Origin of the sequence: Commensalibacter nepenthis (assembly GCF_029953305.1) — a bacterium.
Taxonomy (GTDB): Bacteria; Pseudomonadota; Alphaproteobacteria; order Acetobacterales; family Acetobacteraceae; genus Commensalibacter; species Commensalibacter nepenthis.
Genome location: NZ_JASBAN010000001.1, coordinates 1,691,969 through 1,712,956 on the forward strand (window position 1 = coordinate 1,691,969; position 20,988 = coordinate 1,712,956).

Here is a 20,988-nt window from a genome sequence, read left to right on the forward strand (position 1 = left end):
TTTATATGCAAATTTAAGAATTTCTTATGGGGCTATTTTGGTTTTTTATATAAAAACCCATCTTTAATACCTTTCAAAGTATATAAAATAGAATGAATATTTCTTCCTCTACAAATACATAGGATTAAAATACGTATAATTCTAAGAAAAATAGAGAATTTTGAGAAAGGAGGATATTGACTTTTTTGTAAAAATACAAGGTTCCTCACCATATAATATATTTTTTTATTTCGATAAATATTTATATTGATGCTTGTATCGTGGGTAAATATTAAATTTGGAGAAAATAAAATTTTATAGCCTAATTGTGATAAATGATAAGAAAAAAGAACATCATCGAAATATAGAAATAAATGGTCGTCAATCAGATCGGTATACTGGCGCAGTATATTGTGATGTAGAACGGCCCCAACAAAAGAAAATGTTTCCACTTCTTCTGGCCAAGAAAAATTTGGCAGGAAATTATCTGGTTTTATCCCATATAAAAGTGTTTCATATATTGTATATGGAACTTTTTTATACGGAACGTTCATTTTACAGATTGCACCAGAGGGTAATAATACTTTACTAGAAAAGATTTGATAATCTAGTTTATCTAATGCGTTAAACTGATCTAGCAGATCGATTGCAGGATAAGCATCATCATCATAGAAAAATACCCATTCTGTGTCTAAAGTGTCTGCGATAAACTGTGAGCCATGTCTAAAACCACCTGCACCACCGCTATTTTTTGTTGTTGTTAAGATATGCAGGCGGGGATCTTGTTGGGTTGATAACCATCGGGCTGTATTATCAGTTGATGCATTATTCACGACGACAATATGATTGAATGATAAAAGTAAGGTGGCTTTTAAACATTCTTGTAATTGTGTTAAACGATTATAGGTAACAATTAATGCCGTACAGTTCATAAATTAAAGCCAATAATTTTAAAATAAACGTTATAGTAATTATTTAGGTTATGAAAATAAGCTAAAATAATGTTATTATCCTAGCTCATTTTCATAATTTTATCATTTTTTTTTAAAATTATTGAGTTTTTAATCTAATTTTGGATGTTGATCGATTAAACTTTGACGTTTCTTTTCAAGTTCGGCGATTGTTTCATCTATCTCTTCAACCTTTTGTTCGATGGTTTCAAAATGTTGAGATAAGATTTCTTTTGCTTCCTCTTTATCAGAAGCAGTTGGTGTTGCACCACGCAAAGGTTTGTTCGCAGTTTCAGGCATCGTACATGCGGTGGCCAGTCCAATAAGTGATACAAGCATCAGGTAAAAAGCAGGCATGTATGAATTGTTGGTTGCGCTAACTAACCATGCAACGAACGCTGGGGTAAATCCAGCAATAATAATAGAAACATTAAAAGAAATTGCTAATGCGCTATATCGAACATTGGTTGGAAAGAGTGCTGGTAAAATGGAAGCCGTTACCCCAACAAAGCAATTTAATGAAACTGTTAGAATAAGTAGCCCAACAAAGATCAGTCCAATAGTATTACTTTGAATTAACCAAAATGCTGGATAAGATAACAATAATAATCCAATACTACCTGCAAAAATAAAAGGACGTCTGCCAATTTTATCACTGGTTAGACCAATAAAAGGTTGTACAAATAACATCCCTACCATAATGGCAATAATAATCAACAATCCATGATCTTCAGAATAACCCAACCGTCCAGAAAGATAGTTTGGCATATAGGTTAATAACACGTAATAGGTGATATTCATTGCCAGTACTAGACCAATACATGTCATGAAACTTTTTGAATATTTAGTGGCAACCTCTTTTACAGATAGTTTAGGGGGTTGTTGTAGCTCTTTTTTACTATCTGATTCCATTGTATCAATATGTTTTTGGAAAGCAGGGGTTTCTTCTAATTGATGTCTAAGATAAATACCAACGAAACCAAGAGGCAAGGCTAAAAAGAACGGAATCCTCCATCCCCAACTAACTAAATTATCATTTCCAATGATGCTGGAAAGGATAACAACAACACCAGCACCTAATACAAACCCAGCAATAGAGCCAAAATCTAGCCAGCTTCCTAAGAACCCACGTTTACGATCAGGGGCATATTCAGCCACAAAGATTGCGGCACCAGAATACTCACCACCAACAGAGAAGCCCTGTGCCAGCTTACAAATTAACAAGAAAATGGGGGCTAGTATTCCAATACTGTTATAACCAGGAATTAACCCAATTGCAAAAGTACTGATGGACATAATAACAATGGTGATAGACAAGATTTTTTGGCGACCATATTTATCCCCTAAAATCCCGAAAAAAATACCCCCTAGTGGTCTGACTAAAAACGGAACCGCAAAGGTTGCCAATGATGCAATAATTTGGATACTTGGATTGGCTCCTGGAAAGAATATTTTTCCCAAAGTGATTGCCAAGAAACCATAAACTCCAAAATCAAACCATTCCATTGCGTTGCCAAGGGCTGCGGCAGTAATGGCTTTTTTTAATTTATCATCATCAACGATTGTAATATCATTGATATGAAGAGGTTTATGTTTTTTCTTTAAAAGTTTCATATAAAATCCTTCAGATTTTTTTTGCTTTTATAATGATTAGGTAATATTATCGCACTATTTGAATGTTCATGGGTTGAAAGAACTACCGATTTCGCCTTTTGTCTGCCACCAGATCCTCTTTTTCAATATGATAACCAGATTGATCCAACGCTTTAAGAATTAAAAAGCGTTTCGTAACCCGTTTGCTCGCTGCAATTTGGGTTAATTGATTATCCAGATAGGTTGGAATCATTAATCGCAAAGAGGCAATTTTTTTATCAGAAGGATGATGTAGATCATCCTGCATAAAATAATCGCTTGACTGTTTAGATATGTCCCTTTGTTTTATAATCGTATAGTCACCATTATTGGCAGAAAAGGTTTCTAACACATTTTCTGTTGATGGGCAGTCTTCTTTATCAACCATATTTTAAATCGTTTTATTAATAAGATTATTGAATTGATACCGTGTATAACGATTTGCATATTTATACATGTACATATTATCATGTTCACTTATATACATATACAATTATGTAAATCAACTATTTTTTCAACATGGAAATATATGGGTTGGCATGATTGAGATAATCAAAGGTCAAATAAATCTTAGCTTCAAAAAATATAAAATTCATTTTAGATCAGGAAGGTGCTGATAAGGCTTGATATTGATATAAGTCAGCTTTGGAGGAACCTAAAATAGATTAATAGGGCATTAAAAAAGCAAATATACTCTTTTGAAGCTGACAATATGGACGGGTTGTTATCAGTTTTAATCAATCGCCATCAAATCTTACAATTATCGTTTTGTTTGCTTTAAATACATCAAGGACGTTAAATATCAATTAAAAGCTATATTAAATAAGGGATATTTAAGAATGGTGCCCAAGGGCGGAATCGAACCACCGACACAGCGATTTTCAGTCGCTTGCTCTACCGACTGAGCTACTTGGGCACTAATGACTATTCACTGTTTCGGTCTCTAGTGAATGACTGTATGTAAAGCATTTACCCTACATTGTGATCGGGATCAAGTCTTTCTTTTAAAGAATTTTCTAATTCTTCTATTTCGTCTTCATCTCTGGGTTCGGAACTCAGGCGATAATCTCCAGAAAACCAACGGCTTAGATCAATATCAGCGCATCTTTTGGAACAAAAAGGGGTATATTCTGGCACGGTATTTTTTTTACAAATAGGACATTGTTCTGATGATTTACGCATAATGATACTCCCATTGTTGCATTGTGAAGGATGGATTTGATTCGATTGTCAAAGAAACAGCACATCGTTTTTCAAAATGATTTATTGCCCATGAATCATTTTGTAATGCTTGTTTTATAGTAAGGCTTAGGGTCAAGGTGAGATGATGATAGTGATGATGAGTGGAAAGTGCTTTAAATTCTTGTTCTAATTGTGCCAAAATCTTTGTCATTTGCCCATGAGTAGAGGTAAGTAATTCATGTAATGGCGGGCGTTTTCGTGGACGGGTTATTTCAGCCAGACCTAAATTCGTAAATCCAAGGAAACGAGGTTGCAAAGGGTCAAGTGCCAAAGATTGTTCAAAATTTTCTTGGAATAACCGTCGTTTTTTAATAGGCAATCCCGCCATATCAACGATAATGGCACCTGATAAATTGCGTAGCCTTAAGTGATGCAATAACGCAGGTAAGGACTCTTTGTTGGCATTAAATTGCGCGCGCAGCTTATGTTGTCTGTCATTACTCTGTGCTGCGGTATCCATGTCTATGGCAACCAAAGCAGGAGTAGGGGTGATTGTGGCGCGCATCCCCATCGGCAGCTGGACTTCTGATGTTTCCAAAGCGTCAATTTGTTCTAGTAGTTCCGAGCTGAGGGGGGCGTTAGATATTTTTACTCTTGATGTATAGTCCGTGGGAATCAGTTGAATCAAAGCAGGTTCGTCGATCAGAATATCAGCATCAGACCATCGTTGTGCCAATTCCTCAAAAGGGGAAATGCCAGCTTGTAAACGTCGAAAGGATTTGTCTTGTGGTAGCGAATATTCGTCAAGGTTGCGTGCATCTAAACGAACCCCTTTGCCTCCTTGTGCACTACGTGTTACGCGAACTGTGATCCAATCCCCTCCAAGCAATGGTTTTGCGGTGGCGTTATTAGGAAGAAATCCAGAAAAATCTTTGCCCAATGCCACAAAAGCCCCACCCAGGGCAGGCGTATAATGCTCAACACGCCCTAAATAAAGATCACCAAACCCATCAGAATGCCCTGGATACCATATGGCAAAGTCTAAGAGTTTTTGTGCATTAATAACAGCGATACGAATAACGCCAGGGGCAGAGAGTAACTGTATGGCAGTCATATTGAGGATTCTAACATTATTTTGAGTAAAAATATAGATTAATCTTTATTATACAGAAATCCCATATTCATTTACTATTTTTTATAGAGAATAACTAAGTGATAGAATGTAGCTAAGTATTTTCTATTTTGCTAATTATCTGGATAGAAGTAGATTATAGATATTAAAGCCTCTAACTATTTTATTAGATGGAGGCTTTAATATTTCATAGCAATAACCGAGCTTTAATTAACCAATATGCTAGGTAAATAATTTTTCCATCGTCTTGGTCTGTACCGATATATTCTGATTCTAGTATGATTCTCTGGACATCAAAAGCTGTACCAGTAGTGAGATCGAATATGTTGATAATTTCTCATATACTCTGTCCTTCATTTGTAATTCGATCATATTTTTATCTGTACATTTGCATCATAGAGTATCTAATGGGATAATACTGCATGCTTCTTCTTGAAGAGCATTAAATTGCACTTTTGTTTTTGAAAACAGTTTTTTAGCAGGATAGTCATTATTAGTAGAGATTGTTATCAATGGTGATTTACTACTTGCTGTGTTAATCCAGAGATAAACAGATGTCTTAAGTATAAATATGTTGCCGGCATCCCAATTTGTTCTTCCCTTCCTAGGACTAATTGATAAATTATTGTTGGCATGATACATATGTAGAAGTATATAGACTGTTCAATATAACATTTAAACCCAAATGGAGTGTTTTACCTCCATATTTTTGAAGATTATATATTTCTGTGATATCTACACTTTCGGTAGCTTTTTTTCAATTATTCTGTCATGTTTTGAACCTTTATAAATTAAAATAATATTCGCCACAACTTGCCTTTTTCGGGCATAAATCAACAAATCTATAGTGCTAATTAAGTTGAGCTGATTTGGTTTTTTAGAAATTTTATTACAAAAAAAGACACAGTCATTGTGTCTTCAGTTGATATATTCTGTATTTTTCTAAAATTGGATATAAAAACGATCTACGTAAGATCCTTTATAAGTCATAATGTTATGAAGACAATATAATAAAACTATATTTATTAAAACATACAATAAGAAAATGTAAATTATTCAGAATTATTTCAGTATAAATCAATATTTAAAAAAATAGTTTGGATGAGCAAAACTAAGGGCGGAAGAAGTCAAATAATTAATCCATGACCACGTAATAATTGTGCGGTTTCAAACAAAGGAAGCCCGACAATATTACTGTGGCTGCCACTGATGGCTTTGATAAAAGAGGCAGCTATTCCTTGTATGGCATAGGAACCTGCTTTATCTTTCCACTCGTCACTATCCAGATAATGTTCAAGTTGCTTTTCTGTTAGGCGAGCAAACTGTACCATGCTGCATACTTGTCGAGAGGATGTTTTACCTGTTTGTGTGTTGATTAACACCACACTGGTATAGACACGATGCCTGCGCCCAGAAAGTAAATTTAAATGGCTTTTTGCAACTTGACGATCAGAGGTTTTGTTCAAAATGCGTCTGCCAGCAGCAGCAACCGTGTCTGCTGCTAAAATAACAGGAATGCTTCTTTCAATTTTTTGCGCAGCAATTGCCTTGGCATTGGCCAGACGTTGAACATATACCCTTGGTAATTCTTGTTTCAAAGGGGTTTCATCAATGTCGGTTGCAATGATTGTTTGTGGGGCAATACCAATCTGTTCCAATAGCTGTAGCCGTCTGGGTGAAGCAGAGGCAAGAACAATTGGCAGTTTGGTAACGGTATAAGTCGACACAGCGTTACCTTTTAAGGTGGATTTATTTAAAGCGGAAAGTAATACGACCTTTGGTGAGGTCATAAGGGGTCATTTCCACATTTACACGATCGCCAGCCAATACACGAATACGGTTTTTACGCATTTTACCACTGGTATGTGCCAAGATAACATGTTCATTATCTAACTTAACACGAAACATAGCATTCGGAAGCAGCTCTGTTACTGTTCCACTAAATTCGATCATATCTTCTTTAGACATTTGTAAAAATTTTGTCCTTGTATTTACTTATAATTATAAACTGCCACAACATAACGACGATTTCTTTAAAAAGTCTAGCTTTTATTTGCTTAAACTCTTTAAACGTTGCGAAATACTTAATGCGTGTGCTGTTAATCCCTCGGTATTGGCGATGGCGACGGCTGCTGGACCAACATTTTGAATACCCTTTTTATTGGATTTTAGGAATGTTGTGCGTTTCATAAAATCGAAGATGGAGAGACCCGAAGAAAATCTTGCCGCGCCACTGGTTGGTAAAACATGGTTCGGACCACCCACATAGTCGCCGATTGCTTCGGGACACCATTTCCCAATAAAGATCGCACCTGCATGGCGCACATCTTCGAATAAACTATTCGATTCTTTGACCATCAATTCTAAGTGTTCTGGAGCAATTTGATTAATAAGCGTTGCTGCCTCATCCCAAGAATCAACAATAATCACTGCACCATGATGGTCCCAACTGACTTGTGCGATTTCTTTACGGGCAAGGGTTTGTAGTTGTTCATCAACAGCTTTAATGACTTCATCTGCAAATTTCTTATTATTGGTAATAAAAATAGATTGCGCCATTTTATCATGTTCAGATTGTGCCAATAAATCCAATGCAATATGGGTTGGATCATTGCCTTTGTCTGCAACTACAACGACTTCGGAGGGACCCGCCACACTATCAATGCCAACCAATCCATAAACCTGACGTTTTGCTTCGGCGACATAGGCATTGCCTGGACCAACAATATAATCTACTGGGGTAATGGTTTCTGTGCCAAAAGCCAACGCAGCAATGGCTTGTGCGCCACCAATACGATAAATCTCGGTAATGCCTGCTTTATGTGCAGCTGCCAACACAAGTGGATTGAGTTGCCCATCAGGAGTAGGGACGCACATTGCCAATCGTTTGACCCCAGCCACTTTGGCAGGAATAGCATTCATTAAAACCGATGAAGGATAGGCAGCAGTGCCACCAGGAACGTAAAGTCCAGCAGAATCCATAGGTCTCCATCGATAACCTAACTCAAAACCACTCTCATCTTCATAATATAAATTGGGAGGAAGCTGTTTTTGGTGAAATGTTTTGATTCTGTCGGCTGCAACAGCCAACGCTTTTAATAATTCAGTTGAAGTTTGACGATAGGCAGCTTCAATCTCTTGATCCGTAACACGTAATGTTTCTGGGGTCAGCTCAAGACGATCAAACCGCTTGGTATAATCACAAAGGGCTGTATCACCATTCTTTTTGATATTTTCCAATATTTCGGTGACGGGCGCTTTGACCGCAGATGTGTCCATTGCTCTGGCTGTTAATAAGCGCTTAAAAGCAGTTTGGAAATCAGATTGTGTCGTAGATAAATATTGCATGGCAAAATCTCAGAAAATTAAACAATAACTTGAGGGGATAAAATTTGGCGAAATCGTTCCGTTAGTGCGTTAATACGAACAGATTGGGTTTTCAAAGCGGTTCGATTAATAATTAAACGGCTGGATACATCAACGATGGTTTCAACTTCTTGTAATCCATTGGCACGTAACGTCGAACCTGTATCAACCAGATCAATAATTAAATTAGATAATTTTAATACTGGGGCAAGCTCCATCGCGCCATGTAAATTAACAATATCCGCTTGAACGCCTTTCTTAGCAAAGAAACGTTTTGTAAGATTAGGATATTTGGTTGCTACACGGATTTGAGACCATCTGGCGGGGTCACCAAGATTTTTGTCTTTGGTATTTGCCAGCTGTGCAACCGATAAGCGACAATGACCAATATTTAAATCCAAAGGCGCATAAATATCAGGATAATCAAATTCCATTAAGACATCAGACCCACATACCCCCAGGGATGCCGTGCCAAACGCCACAAACGTCGCAACATCAAAAGAGCGAACACGAATAATATCCAATTCAGGATCATTCGTTTTAAAACGCAAAAGGCGACTATCTGCATCGAAAAACGCAGGTTCTGGGATAATATTTGCCTTTTCAAGTAAAGGAATGCAGGCTTTAAGGATTCTTCCTTTGGGAAGGGCAAGGATCAAAGAATTATTGTTCATGTCAGATGCAGATGTTATTTGTCTTTTTTATTGTTAAAAATAGAAGATGACGAAAATGAAGGAGAAGGTGTTGGTTTAGGAGCAGGAGGCGTAACATTATTTTTGTTAACACCGCCTTTGACAACATAACCTTCAATAATAGGCTTTGTTATGTGAAGATTAAGAGGTTTTTTCATGTTTGTTCTTTCTGCTCGTCTTGATGTTGAGGAAACTCTATAATAACAGAATCGATTGGTAAGGATATATACATATACGGAGCATTATAAAGCTCAATGCCTGCTAAGTCATATGTTTTTACATCCAATAAAAAAAGTTCCCTTATATCGTTGACTTCTGAAAAGGCTTGAATCGTCCCAGAATATATTATTTGTTTATCATAATCTTTGATATGTACATATTTCATTTTATCTGAATTAAAAACAAAATCCCATACATCCTCATCAGCATATCTATTTGTAGCTCGAATTGTTTGTAGGAATCTAGTAATTAATTTATAATTTTTTACATATAACCATACTATGGAACAAACAGACGCAATGACAATAGCCCATAATAATTCTTGCAAAACACGATTATTAATGATGGTCGTTTTATCTGTTTCGCTCATTAAGATAAAAGATTGATTAAAAATCTTAAATATAACGAATTCAATAAAATAAGTAAAAACGCCAAAGACAAACGCTCTGATAATAAACTGATTTTCAGAAGATTTTCTTCTTTTAGCAAAATCAATATCAATCTTTGCCCATAAGAAACCAGGTAAAAGTAAAATGGCGATCTGTAAAAGAAAAAAGTCAATTTTCATTCTTTAAAGATGCCTTGTCATATAAGAGCGTGTAAAACCAGATTATACTTACTTATCTAGATATAATCTGGTTTTTGATTGTTTTTTTATTCTATCTAGCTTTTGATACGTTCAATATTTGCACCACAAGCGGCCAGCTTTTTCTCGACTGCTTCATAGCCACGATCCAGATGATAGACCCGGTTTAAACTGGTTTCCCCAGCCGCAGCCAATCCAGCAAGGATCAAAGAGAAAGATGCACGAAGGTCGGTCGCCATCACAGGCGCACCAGACAAAGAATGAACCCCACGAATAATGGCAGAGGAACCATGAACGTTGATTCTGGCTCCCATACGATTCAGTTCAGGCACGTGCATAAAGCGATTTTCAAAAATGGTTTCGGTAATCATGCTGGCACCTTCTGAAATAGAAAGCAATGCCATAAATTGGGCCTGCATATCCGTTGGAAAACCAGGATAAGCCTCGGTCATGATATCAATACCACGCAAGCTGCCTGTGCGACGTACACGAATAGCGTTGTCTTCTTGGAAAACTTCTACGCCACATTCTTCCAAAGCATGTAAAACAGAACCAAGATATTCTATCTTTGCACCGATCAAGCGTAATTCTCCACCTGTGATGCCTGCGGCACACGCGTAAGTGCCACATTCAATACGATCGAATAAAACGGAATGTTCTGCACCATGTAAAGAATCGACACCATCGATAATGAGATGGCTGGTGCCTTTTCCTTGGATTTTTGCACCCATAGCGATCAAGCAGTCAATTAAGTCAGAAATCTCTGGCTCTCTTGCAGCATTTAATAACTCGGTTCTGCCTTTGGCAAGAGTAGCTGCCATAACGGTATTTTCTGTTGCACCAACAGAGACAAAAGGAAATACAAAGCGTGTGCCTGTTAATCCTTTGGGAGCAGTGGCATTAATATATCCGCTATCAATTTCGATTTCTGCACCCAACGAGGTTAAAGCTTCTAGGTGAAGATTGACAGGACGAGTGCCAATTGCGCACCCACCAGGCAAAGAAACGCGGGCTTTACCACAGCGAGCCAATAAAGGTCCCAAGACCAAGACAGAAGCACGCATTTTGGATACGATATTATAAGGAGCTTCGGTATTGGTGATTTCGCCCTTAAAAGAATAACAATGCGGGTCTTTGCGATCGATATTGATATCTAACCCATGTTGATGGATAAGATCACACATGGTTTTAATATCCACAATTTGTGGCATATTTTTTAAAAAAAGTGTTTCAGAAGTCAAAAGCGCGCAAGGCATAATGGCTAATGCAGCATTTTTCGCCCCACCAATAGTAATATCGCCTTGTAGGGGTCTTCCCCCACGAATTAAAAATCGATCCATAGTTTTTCAGTTTCTTTATCTAATTATAAACGTGGAGTGGCAACGCCTGTTTGCCCCATATATTTCCCTTTTTTATCTGCATAGCTGATATCACAAGGCGCACTGCCTTGGAAAAAGAGAAATTGACAAATGCCTTCATTGGCATAAATCTTGGCTGGAAGAGGGGTTGTATTGCTGATTTCAATCGTCACTTGACCTTCCCATTCAGGTTCCAAAGGGGTGACATTGACGATAATACCGCATCTGGCATAGGTCGATTTTCCCAAGCAAACAACTAAAACATCTCTTGGAACGCGGAAATATTCAATGGTATGCGCCAAAGCAAAGCTATTGGGTGGAATGATGCAAACATCGGTTTTACGGGTAACGAAGCTGTTGGATGTAAAATTCTTAGGGTCAACAATTGCGTTATCAATGTCGGTAAAAATTTTAAATTCATCGGCTATACGGGCATCATATCCATAGGAGGATACACCATAAGAGATTATGCCTTCACGATGTTGTTTATCTGTAAAGGGTTCGATCATTTTATGATCTTTTGCCATTTTCGTAATCCAACTGTCAGGCATAATCGACATGAACCTATTCCTCTTTAATCTTTCGCAATGATGAGCTGTTCAATAAACGACCTTTGGCATTCAAACAAGCATTTTTTAAAAAAGAGCTTATGATTGTTGTTCTTTTTTATTGCGTTGCTGTTCTTTTCGGCGTTTAAGGTTTTCTCGAAGCGCCGCAGCTTCTTTTTCGCGACGCTTTATTTTTGCCTCTTTTTCAGGCTGTGCGGTTTTATTGGTATTCATTATAAAATTACATCTTGAATGATTATTTTGTATGTTTTACAGCATATGCAGCCGCAGCACCTAATAAACCAGGTTGAGGATAGGTTAATAACTCAACAGGCACTTGCGCCAACATTCTTTCAAAACGACCTTTGTCCACAAATCGTTCACCAAAACCAGATTGAGGCAAATAATCAGCCAATAATTGACCAATGCCACCACTGATAATGACGCGCGTTGCCAAGTGAACCAATGCGAGATCAGCACAAACCGTTCCTAGATTTAAACAAAAACGTTCCAATGCAGCAGCCGCTAGATGGTCAGTTCCTTTTAAAGCGGAATCCCAAAGATTGCTATCGCTGTGATGGCTAACGGCTAGTCCAGCATTGGCAGCAAGTGCGTCATAAATATTGCCAAGACCCGGACCAGAGATAATTCGCTCTGCGGACACGCGGCGGTAATGTTGTTTTAAATAGCGTAAAATACTGATGTCGATATGATCGCAAGGGGCATAGGTAATATGTCCACCCTCGCTGGGAACAACACGGTATGAATCATTATCATCAAACATCAATGATGCAACACCCAAGCCAGTACCTGGCCCTACAATCGTTGTAACGCCTGTTGGTTTTTCTTTGCGTTTTGGACCAAAAATATGTTTTAAATATGCGCCATCGCTGTGGGCTGCTGCATGAGCAACCGCTTCGAAATCATTAATTAAAATGACTTCGTCCAATTCTAATTGATCGGCTAGTAATGCTGGACGAATAATCCAAGGGCTGTTGGAAAATTTAAGAATATCACCACGAATAGGACATGCAATCGCCATTGAGGCTGCTTTGGGTAAAGCGCGACCGATTTTTTGCCCAAAAGCATCCCATGCCAGTTGCAAAGTGGCATAATCGGCGGTTTTTAAGATAGTTTCATTATCAACGGATAATACTTTGCCATTTTGAACTTTGGCAACGGCGAAACGAGCATTGGTTCCGCCAATATCGGCAACAATCACCTCTTTGGTATTGTCGCCAGAAGCTGTTTGAATGTTTTTGTCGGTCATAATGAATATCCTGTATAAAATAGATTTTAACTGTAAACCGAATAATGATGAGTACGAATTACTTATTTGGAATATTTGGTCGGTGCAGGCAATGTTAAATCAAGATCAGGATGACTTGATAACATCACTTCCATAGCTTGATATACATGCCTCAGTGATAAAGACTGGGAATAAGAGGATGGGGTAATTAATCTTGCTTTGCGTGAGGTAACCAAGTCATTTAAAAAGGCTTGTCGATCTTGTCCATAAATGGTTGCTCTATAAAAGCAATTTTTATCCGTTTTATGGTCTAGGATCAGATTTAAACCCAATTTTTCACTTTTATCTTTGACATAAAAAATAATGCCAGTATCAGACCAGACAGGTGTAACAGCATCAAGCACAATTCTGTCCGGTAAAAAGGCAATATATAAAACGGGAACCATATCCATGCGTGTATTCCACCACATTAATCTGGGTGGATTGCTTTGTGGGTTATAGCGCCATTCCCCGTATTGAGGATAGGAAAGAGGTGAAATTTCACCATTTTGCGTTTGTGAAACAGAAGAGGATGTTGAAACTGCATGAGCAGAAACAGATAGTGCCGAGCAGATTACCAAGCTGGACATTAATAAACCAATGAGTTTCGAACGATGAATAAGGAATTGAACCATAAATTTACCTCTTGCTGACTTAATCTTATCGATTATGATGTATAATACAATAAATAAAAATTAATTATTTGTTATTGCTTTGGTTTTTTCTTTGATTTTATCGACCTCGCCTTTGGGGCTCATGATACATTTTCGCCAGATTTTATCTTTGTCATGTTGATCTGGATCATTACTGCCCCAACACCAGCCTTTCTTTTCCATTTGTTTTAATAAATCATTTCGTTTTAAACAAATATCCGTTCTCATCTTTTCTTGACCAGAGGTGGTCATGGCTAAACATTGCTTAACGTAATAATTGGTTTCTTGATATAGTGGAAATAGTTCTGGTGACATTCCATCCAAAGGAACAAACACGTCTTCTTCAATCTCGTTGAGCGCCAAAGGTTTTGGCGCAATGAGGTTATTTTGACGAATAAGTTGAGTAAAATCATTCATTGCGGCGCGTAACCCATCTGTGCTGATGGGAACAGATGTCACCGTCGAAAGATTGATGACCATTGGGGATTCGCTTTCTAAGGCAGAGACCAGCTTGTCGATATTTTGGGTATAAACCGCAGTTGAGAATTGAACCCATCCTTTATGATCGCTGACTTTATTTAAAACAACGGAAACATTTTTGATATTCCATGTAATAAAGGGTAGCTTTAATGCTCTGTTTTCTTTTTTCTTGGCCACAACATCAATGGTAATCATATGGGCTGATGGGGTGATATAGAGCTTGATTGATGAGTTGGGTTGTTGCCACAATAAGCTGGCATAAGGCTGACCCGAGACAATGCTCCAATTTCCATAAGCATTATTATGTTGTAGTTGATAGCCGTTATCTTCATCAAGCAGTGCAGGTGCTGGGAACGAGAGTTTAGACGCAGCAGCTGTTGTGACAGGCTGTTGTGCTATGGACAAAGAAGAAGAGAGCAAGCCTATGCCAATAAAAGTTGGGATCGCTCTTAAAAGTGATTTTTTACACATTTCATACCTTATTTCATCAAAACGCTTTATAATACGAAAAGATAACAAGAAAGCAAAGGAGTTTTCTTGTGTTTTCTATAAAACAGATTTTATAGCGAATATATATAAGAAATCATTGTTTTTCGTTATATAAAACTAGGTAAAGTAAAAGGTATATTTTGGTAAAATAATGAATAAAAAAGCAATTGGGTAATATAATTGTAACATTATACAAAAAAATAGCTTTTTAATGAAAATAATTGTAGTATATATTTTATTCAAATCATAGGTAAAAAATATGGAAGCCAACCAATCTGTAGATTATACAGATATGTTGTCTATTTGCCCACAGGCATTGGAAACATATCAACAACGTGGTGTAAACGATGTTATTGCAGCATATGATATTGGAAATATCTTAATTACCAATCATTTTTATGGCGAAGCAGCTTTTTTTTACAAGCTTGCATTTAATATGCATTCTAAAAATCCATCAGAACATCCATTAAATCATGTTTTATGGATGATCCGCATGGTTGCTCTTTTAAAAGGGGGATTCCCTCTAAAAGATGAAGATATGGAGCAATTAAGAAGCCTCAGTCTTCCTTTTTACAATTATGTAACGGGTTGGAAGCAATATAAAGACAATCACGACGCATTATCTGCTGTTTTGACAATGGGAAATTGTTATGAGGAATTTCCAACTGGCGAGGGTGCTGATCGTACTTATCTGTCAATTATGATGGATTTGTTTAATGGTAACCCGCATTTGTCTGTAATTGGAAGAACCTATCATAACAGTATGATTCAGGTGATTCCTAATAATTTATTTATGTATTGGGATGACGAGGTTTCCGAAGATAGAAGCAATTTTGAGTATCATCAACAATTAGGATATTTCAATTGTAAAATCTTTAGTAAAACAGAAGCGGTGGATTGGCTGTATCAAAACTATGGTATCGAAGCAAGGCAGATATTTCTTTCTTTAAATTCCCTTGTTGAAGCCGAAGATTTTTTGCGTGTGCATGTGATTAACCAATATGGTGGTTGGTGGTTGGGGAGGGGACTGCGAATTAAATCAATAGAGCAGTTTTGTTCAGTTTTACCAACTATGTATGAGCATGTATTTTTCTTGGCTGATATTGACGTTGTTCATAATGATTTTTTTGGTTCGGTTGCGAATAGTCCCATTTTGAATGAATGTATTCGTTCTTTATATCATAATTGTTATGTCAATCCTGATTTATTCCCAACTTATAAAACAGGACCCGGTATTTTTAATCGTGCTGTCAATAGAACGCTATATCGTTGTTTAAAAGGGCAAGGGCAACGCCCTTCTATGATTGTGTTAAAACATCAAGATTTTTGGTGGCAAGTGATTGAGACCAGCCATCCAGCCCAATAAGAATAGTCGTCACCATTATATGTTTCAATAAAAAGCGCTATTATAATAGCGCTTTTTATATATTAGAATTCAATAATAACAGGAACATGGTCAGAAGGTTGCTCTTTATCTCTTTCCGACTTATTAATGGTAAAGCTTTGTAACCGCTCGGCAATTTTTGGAGAAAGTAGAGCATGGTCAATCCTTAAACCAGCATTGCGTTGCCATGCACCTCTGGTATAATCCCAAAATGTATAGAGCGTTTCTGTGGGATAAATTGCACGTAAGGCATCGGTTAATCCAAGCCATAATAATTGGTAAAATCCATTGCGGCTTTCGGATTTAACCAACGCATCATCAGAGGATAATGTTTGTGGTGCGTAATCTTGGTTGGTTGGGCAAATATTAAAATCGCCAGCAAAAATACAATCTTGTTTATTTTTTAATAAATGCTCTGCACGTTTGATTAATGTATTTATAAAATGGATTTTTCTTTGAAATCCTTCTTCACCCCCAGAATTGCCATTGGGTAGATATAAATTACATAAAATAATCCCTTGGCTTTCGATTTCCAGGTACCGCGCTTGGGGATCTTCTTCATTTAAATCAGGCAGGACTGTATGATTCAGTTGATAAGGATGACGGCTGAGAATAGCAACACCATTATAGGCTTTTTGTCCATTGACAATGACTTGATAGCCCATTTCCTCGAATATTTCTGCGGGGAATTGTTCATTTTGGCACTTGATTTCTTGTAAAAACAACCAGTCAGGTTGTTCTTTGGTTAACCATTGTTGAACATGCGTATGGCGTTGACGGATAGAGTTAATATTCCAGCTGGCAAGTTTCATAAAATAGACCTAATTTACCGTATAGAGTTGATTTCATCAGATGAATAAAGTTTACTAGGGTTTCAAGATATATCATAGTTATTCTATGATACTATGTGTTGTATCGGTAAATTATTTAATAAAAGAGTGAAAAAGATGGATTTAGCAGTGTATGCAGTGCAAGAGGCGACTGCTAAAGGACGAGTATATCCAGAAATGGAATCTTCATCAGGACGCACACCGTGGCAGAGAGACCGTGATCGTGTCATTCATTCGACTGGATTTCGTGTATTACAATATAAAACGCAGGTTTTTGTAAATCACGAAGGGGATTTTTTTCGCACCAGATTAACGCATTCTTTGGAAGTCGCACAAATAGCGCGTTCTATTGCTAGGTCTCTGCAACTTAATGAAGATTTAACCGAGTGTTTGGCATTGGCACATGATCTTGGGCATCCTCCTTTTGGACATGCGGGTGAACATGCGTTGCAAGAAGGCATGAAAGACTATAATGGTTTTTCTCATAATGACCAATCGTTACGACAAGTGACTCGGCTAGAGCAACGATATGTTCAATTTGATGGATTGAATTTGACGTGGGAAAGTCTAGAGGGTTTGGCGAAACATAATGGTCCAGTTTCAAACCCAGATCCATATTTGAAAGCCTATAATCAGTTTTATCCTATGGAGTTATCCAGCTATGCTTCTGCCGAGGCGCAAATTGCTTCGATATCCGATGATATTGCGTATCACAGCCATGATCTGGATGATGGGTTAAGAGCGGGTTTGCTGCGATTTGATGATTTAAAAGATTTGCCTATTGTTGGACAAGCTCTATACGAAGCACAACAAGTGATCCAAGAAAGTCCTGCAACAGAGCATCAACATAAACGGTTGCGTCACGAGATGATAAGGCGTGTTATCAATATATTAGTCAGTGATTTAAAACAACAAACCGCTTTGAATCTGAAGGCGTTACAGCCTAAAAATCCAGATGATATTCGGTATGCGAAAACAGGTATTGTGCAATTTAGTCCCGAGATTGGCCACGCTAATCGAGAGATTCGTCAATTTTTATATAAAAATCTATATTATCATTGGCGTGTTAAACGAATGAGTCGTAAAGGAAAATTATTGGTCAAAGAATTATTTGAAATTTTATCGACTAACATGGATTTATTGCCAACAGAATGGCATTCTCGTTTAGAGAAAGCCGAGAAAAGCAAACAAAAATCAGGCGCATTTCGTGTTGTGGCGGATTATATTGCTGGCATGACAGATCGTTACGCGATGGAGGAATACCAACGTTTAACGGATTTGGCAGTCTTGGCTTAAGATTTTTTCTGGGATAAATGAAAAGATAGAATGGCTTTTTTGATAAGGGTTATGTAAATAAGAAGGGATAGATTCCTTGCTTTTGAGAAAGATAGTTTTTAGATGAATAATCATAATCTGTACGTTTTTTTCCGCCAGTATGTTTTGGAAGCCTTGCGGAAAACCGTGCCTGATTTACCAGAAGAATTATTGGAACGGGTTGAATTAACCCCCACCAAAGATCCTGTACATGGGGATATGGCGACGAATGCCGCATTGATTATTGCCAAGGCGGTAAAACGCCGTCCGCAAGAATTAGCACTAGAGTTAGCAGATTATTTAAGGACAATTGACGGTATAGAGCATGCCGAGCCCGCAGGGCCAGGGTTTGTTAATTTAAAGATTACGGCCTCTGTTTTCCAAAAACTGATTTCAACTATTTTACAAACAGGTGAGTCTTTTGGTGCCAGTACTATTGGTCAAGGCATTGCTGTGAACGTGGAATATGTTTCCGCAAATCCAACAGGACCAATGCATGTCGGACATTGTCGAGGGGCTGTTGTTGGCGATGTTTTGGCGAATTTGATGGCTAAGGCTGGATTTGATGTCACCAAAGAATATTATATTAATGATGCAGGCACTCAAGTGGTGGCTTTGGTATGGGCAGCGTATTGGCGTTATTTACAAGCACTCGGTCAAGATTTATCTGCCGAAGCATTTGAAGAGAAATATAAATCTCATATGGCGAGTGGTCTACAATATCAAGGCGATTACTTGGTACCTGTTGGACAACGCTTGGCGAAAGAGCACGGGGATGTTTTACTAGAAGGCACGAATGCACAACCCGTTCCAGCATGGTTTGATATTGTGCGTAAATGTGTTTTAACCGAAATGATGACCAACATTCGTGAAGATTTGAATGCGTTGGGTGTTCATCAAGAGGTGTTTATATCAGAACGGTCTATTTTGGACTCTGGTAAAGCAGAAAATGCTTTAAATCGTCTTAAGGACAAAGGATTGCTTTATACAGGTGTGTTGGAACCTCCCAAAGGCAAAGTGATCGAAGATTGGGAACAACGTCCTCAGACTTTGTTTAAGTCAACCGAATATGGCGATGATGTGGATCGTCCTTTACGCAAATCCGATGGGACTGCAACTTATTTTGCGAATGATATTGGCTATCATTATGACAAAATAGAACGGGGTGCAAAAATCCTGATTGATATTTGGGGCGCAGATCATGGGGGTTATGTGCCACGTATGCGTGCAGCAATCAAAGCCCTGACCGATCAAAACCCAGTTGATTTCGAAGTGGTTTTGTGTCAGATCGTGCGTGTTGTGCGTAATGGCGAAGTGGTTAAAATGTCTAAACGGGCAGGGACATTCGTAACATTACGAGATTTGATTGACGAAGTCGGCAAAGACGCAGTACGCTTTACAATGCTGACGCGTAAATCTGATGCACAGATGAATTTTGATTTGGAACAGGTTATTGCACAAACGCGTGATAATCCTGTATTTTATGTACAATATGCTCATGCAAGGTGCCGTTCTGTATTACGTTCTGCTGCCGAAGCAATGGGTGTGGATGCAGTTCAACCAACCAAGTTGGCTCAACAGGAGCTTACCATGTTAAAAAGTGATGCAGAGTTAAATCTAATGCGTCGTTTGGCACAATGGTCTCGTATTGTTGAAAGTGCCGCTTTGACTAGAGAGCCACATCGAATTGCATATTATTTAACAGAAGTTGCATCAGATTTTCATGCGTTATGGAATGCTGGGCGTGATGATGCTACACTCCGTTTTATTCAAGAAGATGACTTATCAGGAACGATGGCTCGGTTGGCGTTAGTAGAGGCCACGGCTTGTATCATTCGTTCTGCAATGATGATTTTAGGTGTCGAACCAGTAGAGGAAATGAGATGATAGATCCAAATTCACCAGACCCTTCAAAAAGAAAATCATTTTTTGATGAAGATACGTTGGATGAAGGGGGAAATATTCGTCCTCCTCATCCAGAGCAACGGGTTTATAATGATCGTGAGCGAATGGCTTCACGCTATCATGATGACGAAGAAGAGGATCTTGGAGATCAGGAGTATGATCGTCGCAAATCGCCTCGACTTGGTTTTATGAATTCTTTTGGTGGTGGAAATGGCGGTGGGGAGACAACACGTCGCCTAACTTATGCTGCTGGTGGCATTGGTGCTTTACTGGTTGTATTTATTGGTGGGTGGATGTTCTTTAAATCATCCAACTCTGGCATCCCTGTATTTGAACCCCCAGCGGAAGTGGCTAAGGTTAAACCCGCTAATTCTGGTAATGTAGAAACCATTGGCATGGGCGTGGGTGAGAATGGTTTAAATGGGAATGTCTCTAATGGAAATACACCCAATAGCCAACCAGGTTTGGCTTCTGGTCCAGAGCAAGCCAATCCGCAAGCATTGGCAGAGCAATTTAATCATCCTCCAGCAGTCAAACCACCCCCAGTATCACATCATACGCCGACACCTTCTGTAACACCTAAAACGGAAACAGAAAACAATGTTGCCGTAGAAACAACACCCCCTAAACATGTAGTGCATCCAAAGCATCAACAGCCTCATCGTGTGAAAGAAAACAAAGAGAGCAAAGCACCAGAATCTAAGAAAGCCATCAAAAAACCAGAAGCCCATCAATCTGCATCGGGTAGTTTTGGATTACAATTAGCGTCGCTAAAGTCTCAGGAAGCTGTACAAAAACAATGGCAAGTCTTAAAGAAAAAGGTACCTGAGGTTTTAGGTAAATATTCTCCATCCATTCAAAAAGCAGAAGTTGGTGGCAATACAGTCTATCGTTTACGGGTTAAAGGATTGGCTTCCAAAGCACAAGTGAATAGCGTTTGTGGTCAGTTAAAAGCAAAAGGCGTTGCTTGTACGATTGCCTATTAATGATGTAACCTTTTA

The 20,988-nt window shown here is 38.2% G+C and carries 22 protein-coding genes and 1 tRNA gene; 4 read left to right on the plus strand and 19 right to left on the minus strand.

Annotated elements, in window-relative coordinates:
- Positions 1-32: 32 nt before the first annotated feature.
- The 18 genes from QJV33_RS07895 to QJV33_RS07980 form a co-directional block, all read right to left on the minus strand.
- Positions 33-911, minus strand: coding sequence for a glycosyltransferase (locus QJV33_RS07895; protein ID WP_281462811.1), 879 nt, complete (start codon positions 909-911; stop codon positions 33-35).
- 129 nt (positions 912-1,040) lie between these two features.
- On the minus strand, positions 1,041-2,543 hold the full coding sequence (gene proP, locus QJV33_RS07900) for a glycine betaine/L-proline transporter ProP (protein ID WP_281462812.1): 1,503 nt from the start codon (positions 2,541-2,543) through the stop codon (positions 1,041-1,043).
- An 82-nt stretch (positions 2,544-2,625) separates the two neighbouring features.
- Positions 2,626-2,949: a hypothetical protein gene (locus tag QJV33_RS07905; protein ID WP_281462813.1), complete on the minus strand. Its 324-nt coding sequence runs from the start codon at positions 2,947-2,949 to the stop codon at positions 2,626-2,628.
- A 452-nt stretch (positions 2,950-3,401) separates the two neighbouring features.
- Positions 3,402-3,477: transfer RNA gene (locus QJV33_RS07910), tRNA-Phe, on the minus strand.
- 53 nt (positions 3,478-3,530) lie between these two features.
- Positions 3,531-3,743 carry a DNA gyrase inhibitor YacG gene (locus QJV33_RS07915; RefSeq protein ID WP_281462814.1) on the minus strand — a complete coding sequence of 71 codons (213 nt, stop codon included), beginning with the start codon at positions 3,741-3,743 and terminating at the stop codon, positions 3,531-3,533.
- A complete protein-coding gene (locus QJV33_RS07920; RefSeq protein WP_281462815.1) occupies positions 3,736-4,857 on the minus strand; it encodes a ribonuclease E/G in 1,122 nt (373 codons plus the stop codon). Before QJV33_RS07920 ends, QJV33_RS07915 begins: the two co-directional genes overlap by 8 nt.
- Positions 4,858-6,002: 1,145 nt before the next feature.
- Positions 6,003-6,665, minus strand: coding sequence for a Maf family protein (locus tag QJV33_RS07925; protein WP_281462816.1), 663 nt, complete (start codon positions 6,663-6,665; stop codon positions 6,003-6,005).
- Complete coding sequence (gene infA / locus QJV33_RS07930) at positions 6,625-6,843, minus strand: translation initiation factor IF-1 (RefSeq protein ID WP_025860133.1); 219 nt, start codon at positions 6,841-6,843, stop codon at positions 6,625-6,627. The genes QJV33_RS07925 and infA overlap by 41 nt, the downstream gene beginning before the upstream one ends.
- An 81-nt stretch (positions 6,844-6,924) precedes the next feature.
- Positions 6,925-8,223, minus strand: coding sequence for a histidinol dehydrogenase (gene hisD, locus QJV33_RS07935; protein ID WP_281462817.1), 1,299 nt, complete (start codon positions 8,221-8,223; stop codon positions 6,925-6,927).
- Positions 8,224-8,240: 17 nt separating this feature from the next.
- Positions 8,241-8,915, minus strand: coding sequence for an ATP phosphoribosyltransferase (gene hisG / locus QJV33_RS07940; protein WP_281462818.1), 675 nt, complete (start codon positions 8,913-8,915; stop codon positions 8,241-8,243).
- A 14-nt stretch (positions 8,916-8,929) separates the two neighbouring features.
- Positions 8,930-9,091, minus strand: coding sequence for a hypothetical protein (locus QJV33_RS07945; RefSeq protein ID WP_281462819.1), 162 nt, complete (start codon positions 9,089-9,091; stop codon positions 8,930-8,932).
- Entirely contained in the window at positions 9,088-9,720 is a 633-nt protein-coding gene (locus QJV33_RS07950; RefSeq protein WP_281462820.1) for a DUF6338 family protein, read from the minus strand. Before QJV33_RS07950 ends, QJV33_RS07945 begins: the two co-directional genes overlap by 4 nt.
- Before the next feature lie 95 nt (positions 9,721-9,815).
- A complete protein-coding gene (gene murA, locus QJV33_RS07955) occupies positions 9,816-11,078 on the minus strand; it encodes a UDP-N-acetylglucosamine 1-carboxyvinyltransferase (protein ID WP_281462821.1) in 1,263 nt (420 codons plus the stop codon).
- A 23-nt stretch (positions 11,079-11,101) separates the two neighbouring features.
- A complete protein-coding gene (gene dcd / locus QJV33_RS07960; RefSeq protein ID WP_281462822.1) occupies positions 11,102-11,656 on the minus strand; it encodes a dCTP deaminase in 555 nt (184 codons plus the stop codon).
- A gap of 87 nt (positions 11,657-11,743) precedes the next feature.
- Positions 11,744-11,878 carry a hypothetical protein gene (locus QJV33_RS07965; RefSeq protein ID WP_281462823.1) on the minus strand — a complete coding sequence of 45 codons (135 nt, stop codon included), beginning with the start codon at positions 11,876-11,878 and terminating at the stop codon, positions 11,744-11,746.
- A 22-nt stretch (positions 11,879-11,900) separates the two neighbouring features.
- Positions 11,901-12,914: a glucokinase gene (glk, locus tag QJV33_RS07970; protein ID WP_281462824.1), complete on the minus strand. Its 1,014-nt coding sequence runs from the start codon at positions 12,912-12,914 to the stop codon at positions 11,901-11,903.
- Positions 12,915-12,976: 62 nt separating this feature from the next.
- A complete protein-coding gene (locus QJV33_RS07975) occupies positions 12,977-13,567 on the minus strand; it encodes a hypothetical protein (protein ID WP_281462825.1) in 591 nt (196 codons plus the stop codon).
- A 60-nt stretch (positions 13,568-13,627) separates the two neighbouring features.
- Positions 13,628-14,536, minus strand: coding sequence for a hypothetical protein (locus QJV33_RS07980; RefSeq protein ID WP_281462826.1), 909 nt, complete (start codon positions 14,534-14,536; stop codon positions 13,628-13,630).
- 277 nt (positions 14,537-14,813) lie between these two features.
- Here QJV33_RS07980 and QJV33_RS07985 point away from each other — a divergent pair, with 277 nt between their 5' ends.
- Positions 14,814-15,920, plus strand: coding sequence for a hypothetical protein (locus QJV33_RS07985; protein WP_281462827.1), 1,107 nt, complete (start codon positions 14,814-14,816; stop codon positions 15,918-15,920).
- A 62-nt stretch (positions 15,921-15,982) separates the two neighbouring features.
- Here the strand turns inward: QJV33_RS07985 and xth are convergent, their stop codons facing one another.
- The gene (gene xth, locus QJV33_RS07990) at positions 15,983-16,750 is read right to left on the minus strand and encodes an exodeoxyribonuclease III (RefSeq protein WP_281462828.1); all 768 of its coding nucleotides are present in this window, start codon (positions 16,748-16,750) and stop codon (positions 15,983-15,985) included.
- A 135-nt stretch (positions 16,751-16,885) separates the two neighbouring features.
- Here xth and QJV33_RS07995 point away from each other — a divergent pair, with 135 nt between their 5' ends.
- The 3 genes from QJV33_RS07995 to QJV33_RS08005 all read left to right on the plus strand — a co-directional run bounded on the left by QJV33_RS07995 (position 16,886) and on the right by QJV33_RS08005 (position 20,973).
- A complete protein-coding gene (locus tag QJV33_RS07995) occupies positions 16,886-18,064 on the plus strand; it encodes a deoxyguanosinetriphosphate triphosphohydrolase (RefSeq protein ID WP_281462829.1) in 1,179 nt (392 codons plus the stop codon).
- Positions 18,065-18,166: 102 nt separating this feature from the next.
- Complete coding sequence (gene argS / locus QJV33_RS08000; RefSeq protein ID WP_281462830.1) at positions 18,167-19,969, plus strand: arginine--tRNA ligase; 1,803 nt, start codon at positions 18,167-18,169, stop codon at positions 19,967-19,969.
- On the plus strand, positions 19,966-20,973 hold the full coding sequence (locus tag QJV33_RS08005; protein ID WP_281462831.1) for an SPOR domain-containing protein: 1,008 nt from the start codon (positions 19,966-19,968) through the stop codon (positions 20,971-20,973). The genes argS and QJV33_RS08005 overlap by 4 nt, the downstream gene beginning before the upstream one ends.
- The last annotated feature ends 15 nt before the right edge of the window (positions 20,974-20,988 follow it).

Coding starts and splice junctions, on each gene's coding strand:
- QJV33_RS07895 (WP_281462811.1), bottom strand. CDS start 911: ATGAACTGTACGGCATTAATTGTTACCTATAATCGTTTAACACAATTA.
- proP (WP_281462812.1), bottom strand. CDS start 2,543: ATGAAACTTTTAAAGAAAAAACATAAACCTCTTCATATCAATGATATT.
- QJV33_RS07905 (WP_281462813.1), bottom strand. CDS start 2,949: ATGGTTGATAAAGAAGACTGCCCATCAACAGAAAATGTGTTAGAAACC.
- QJV33_RS07915 (WP_281462814.1), bottom strand. CDS start 3,743: ATGCGTAAATCATCAGAACAATGTCCTATTTGTAAAAAAAATACCGTG.
- QJV33_RS07920 (WP_281462815.1), bottom strand. CDS start 4,857: ATGACTGCCATACAGTTACTCTCTGCCCCTGGCGTTATTCGTATCGCT.
- QJV33_RS07925 (WP_281462816.1), bottom strand. CDS start 6,665: ATGACCTCACCAAAGGTCGTATTACTTTCCGCTTTAAATAAATCCACC.
- infA (WP_025860133.1), bottom strand. CDS start 6,843: ATGTCTAAAGAAGATATGATCGAATTTAGTGGAACAGTAACAGAGCTG.
- hisD (WP_281462817.1), bottom strand. CDS start 8,223: ATGCAATATTTATCTACGACACAATCTGATTTCCAAACTGCTTTTAAG.
- hisG (WP_281462818.1), bottom strand. CDS start 8,915: ATGAACAATAATTCTTTGATCCTTGCCCTTCCCAAAGGAAGAATCCTT.
- QJV33_RS07945 (WP_281462819.1), bottom strand. CDS start 9,091: ATGAAAAAACCTCTTAATCTTCACATAACAAAGCCTATTATTGAAGGT.
- QJV33_RS07950 (WP_281462820.1), bottom strand. CDS start 9,720: ATGAAAATTGACTTTTTTCTTTTACAGATCGCCATTTTACTTTTACCT.
- murA (WP_281462821.1), bottom strand. CDS start 11,078: ATGGATCGATTTTTAATTCGTGGGGGAAGACCCCTACAAGGCGATATT.
- dcd (WP_281462822.1), bottom strand. CDS start 11,656: ATGTCGATTATGCCTGACAGTTGGATTACGAAAATGGCAAAAGATCAT.
- QJV33_RS07965 (WP_281462823.1), bottom strand. CDS start 11,878: ATGAATACCAATAAAACCGCACAGCCTGAAAAAGAGGCAAAAATAAAG.
- glk (WP_281462824.1), bottom strand. CDS start 12,914: ATGACCGACAAAAACATTCAAACAGCTTCTGGCGACAATACCAAAGAG.
- QJV33_RS07975 (WP_281462825.1), bottom strand. CDS start 13,567: ATGGTTCAATTCCTTATTCATCGTTCGAAACTCATTGGTTTATTAATG.
- QJV33_RS07980 (WP_281462826.1), bottom strand. CDS start 14,536: ATGTGTAAAAAATCACTTTTAAGAGCGATCCCAACTTTTATTGGCATA.
- QJV33_RS07985 (WP_281462827.1), top strand. CDS start 14,814: ATGGAAGCCAACCAATCTGTAGATTATACAGATATGTTGTCTATTTGC.
- xth (WP_281462828.1), bottom strand. CDS start 16,750: ATGAAACTTGCCAGCTGGAATATTAACTCTATCCGTCAACGCCATACG.
- QJV33_RS07995 (WP_281462829.1), top strand. CDS start 16,886: ATGGATTTAGCAGTGTATGCAGTGCAAGAGGCGACTGCTAAAGGACGA.
- argS (WP_281462830.1), top strand. CDS start 18,167: ATGAATAATCATAATCTGTACGTTTTTTTCCGCCAGTATGTTTTGGAA.
- QJV33_RS08005 (WP_281462831.1), top strand. CDS start 19,966: ATGATAGATCCAAATTCACCAGACCCTTCAAAAAGAAAATCATTTTTT.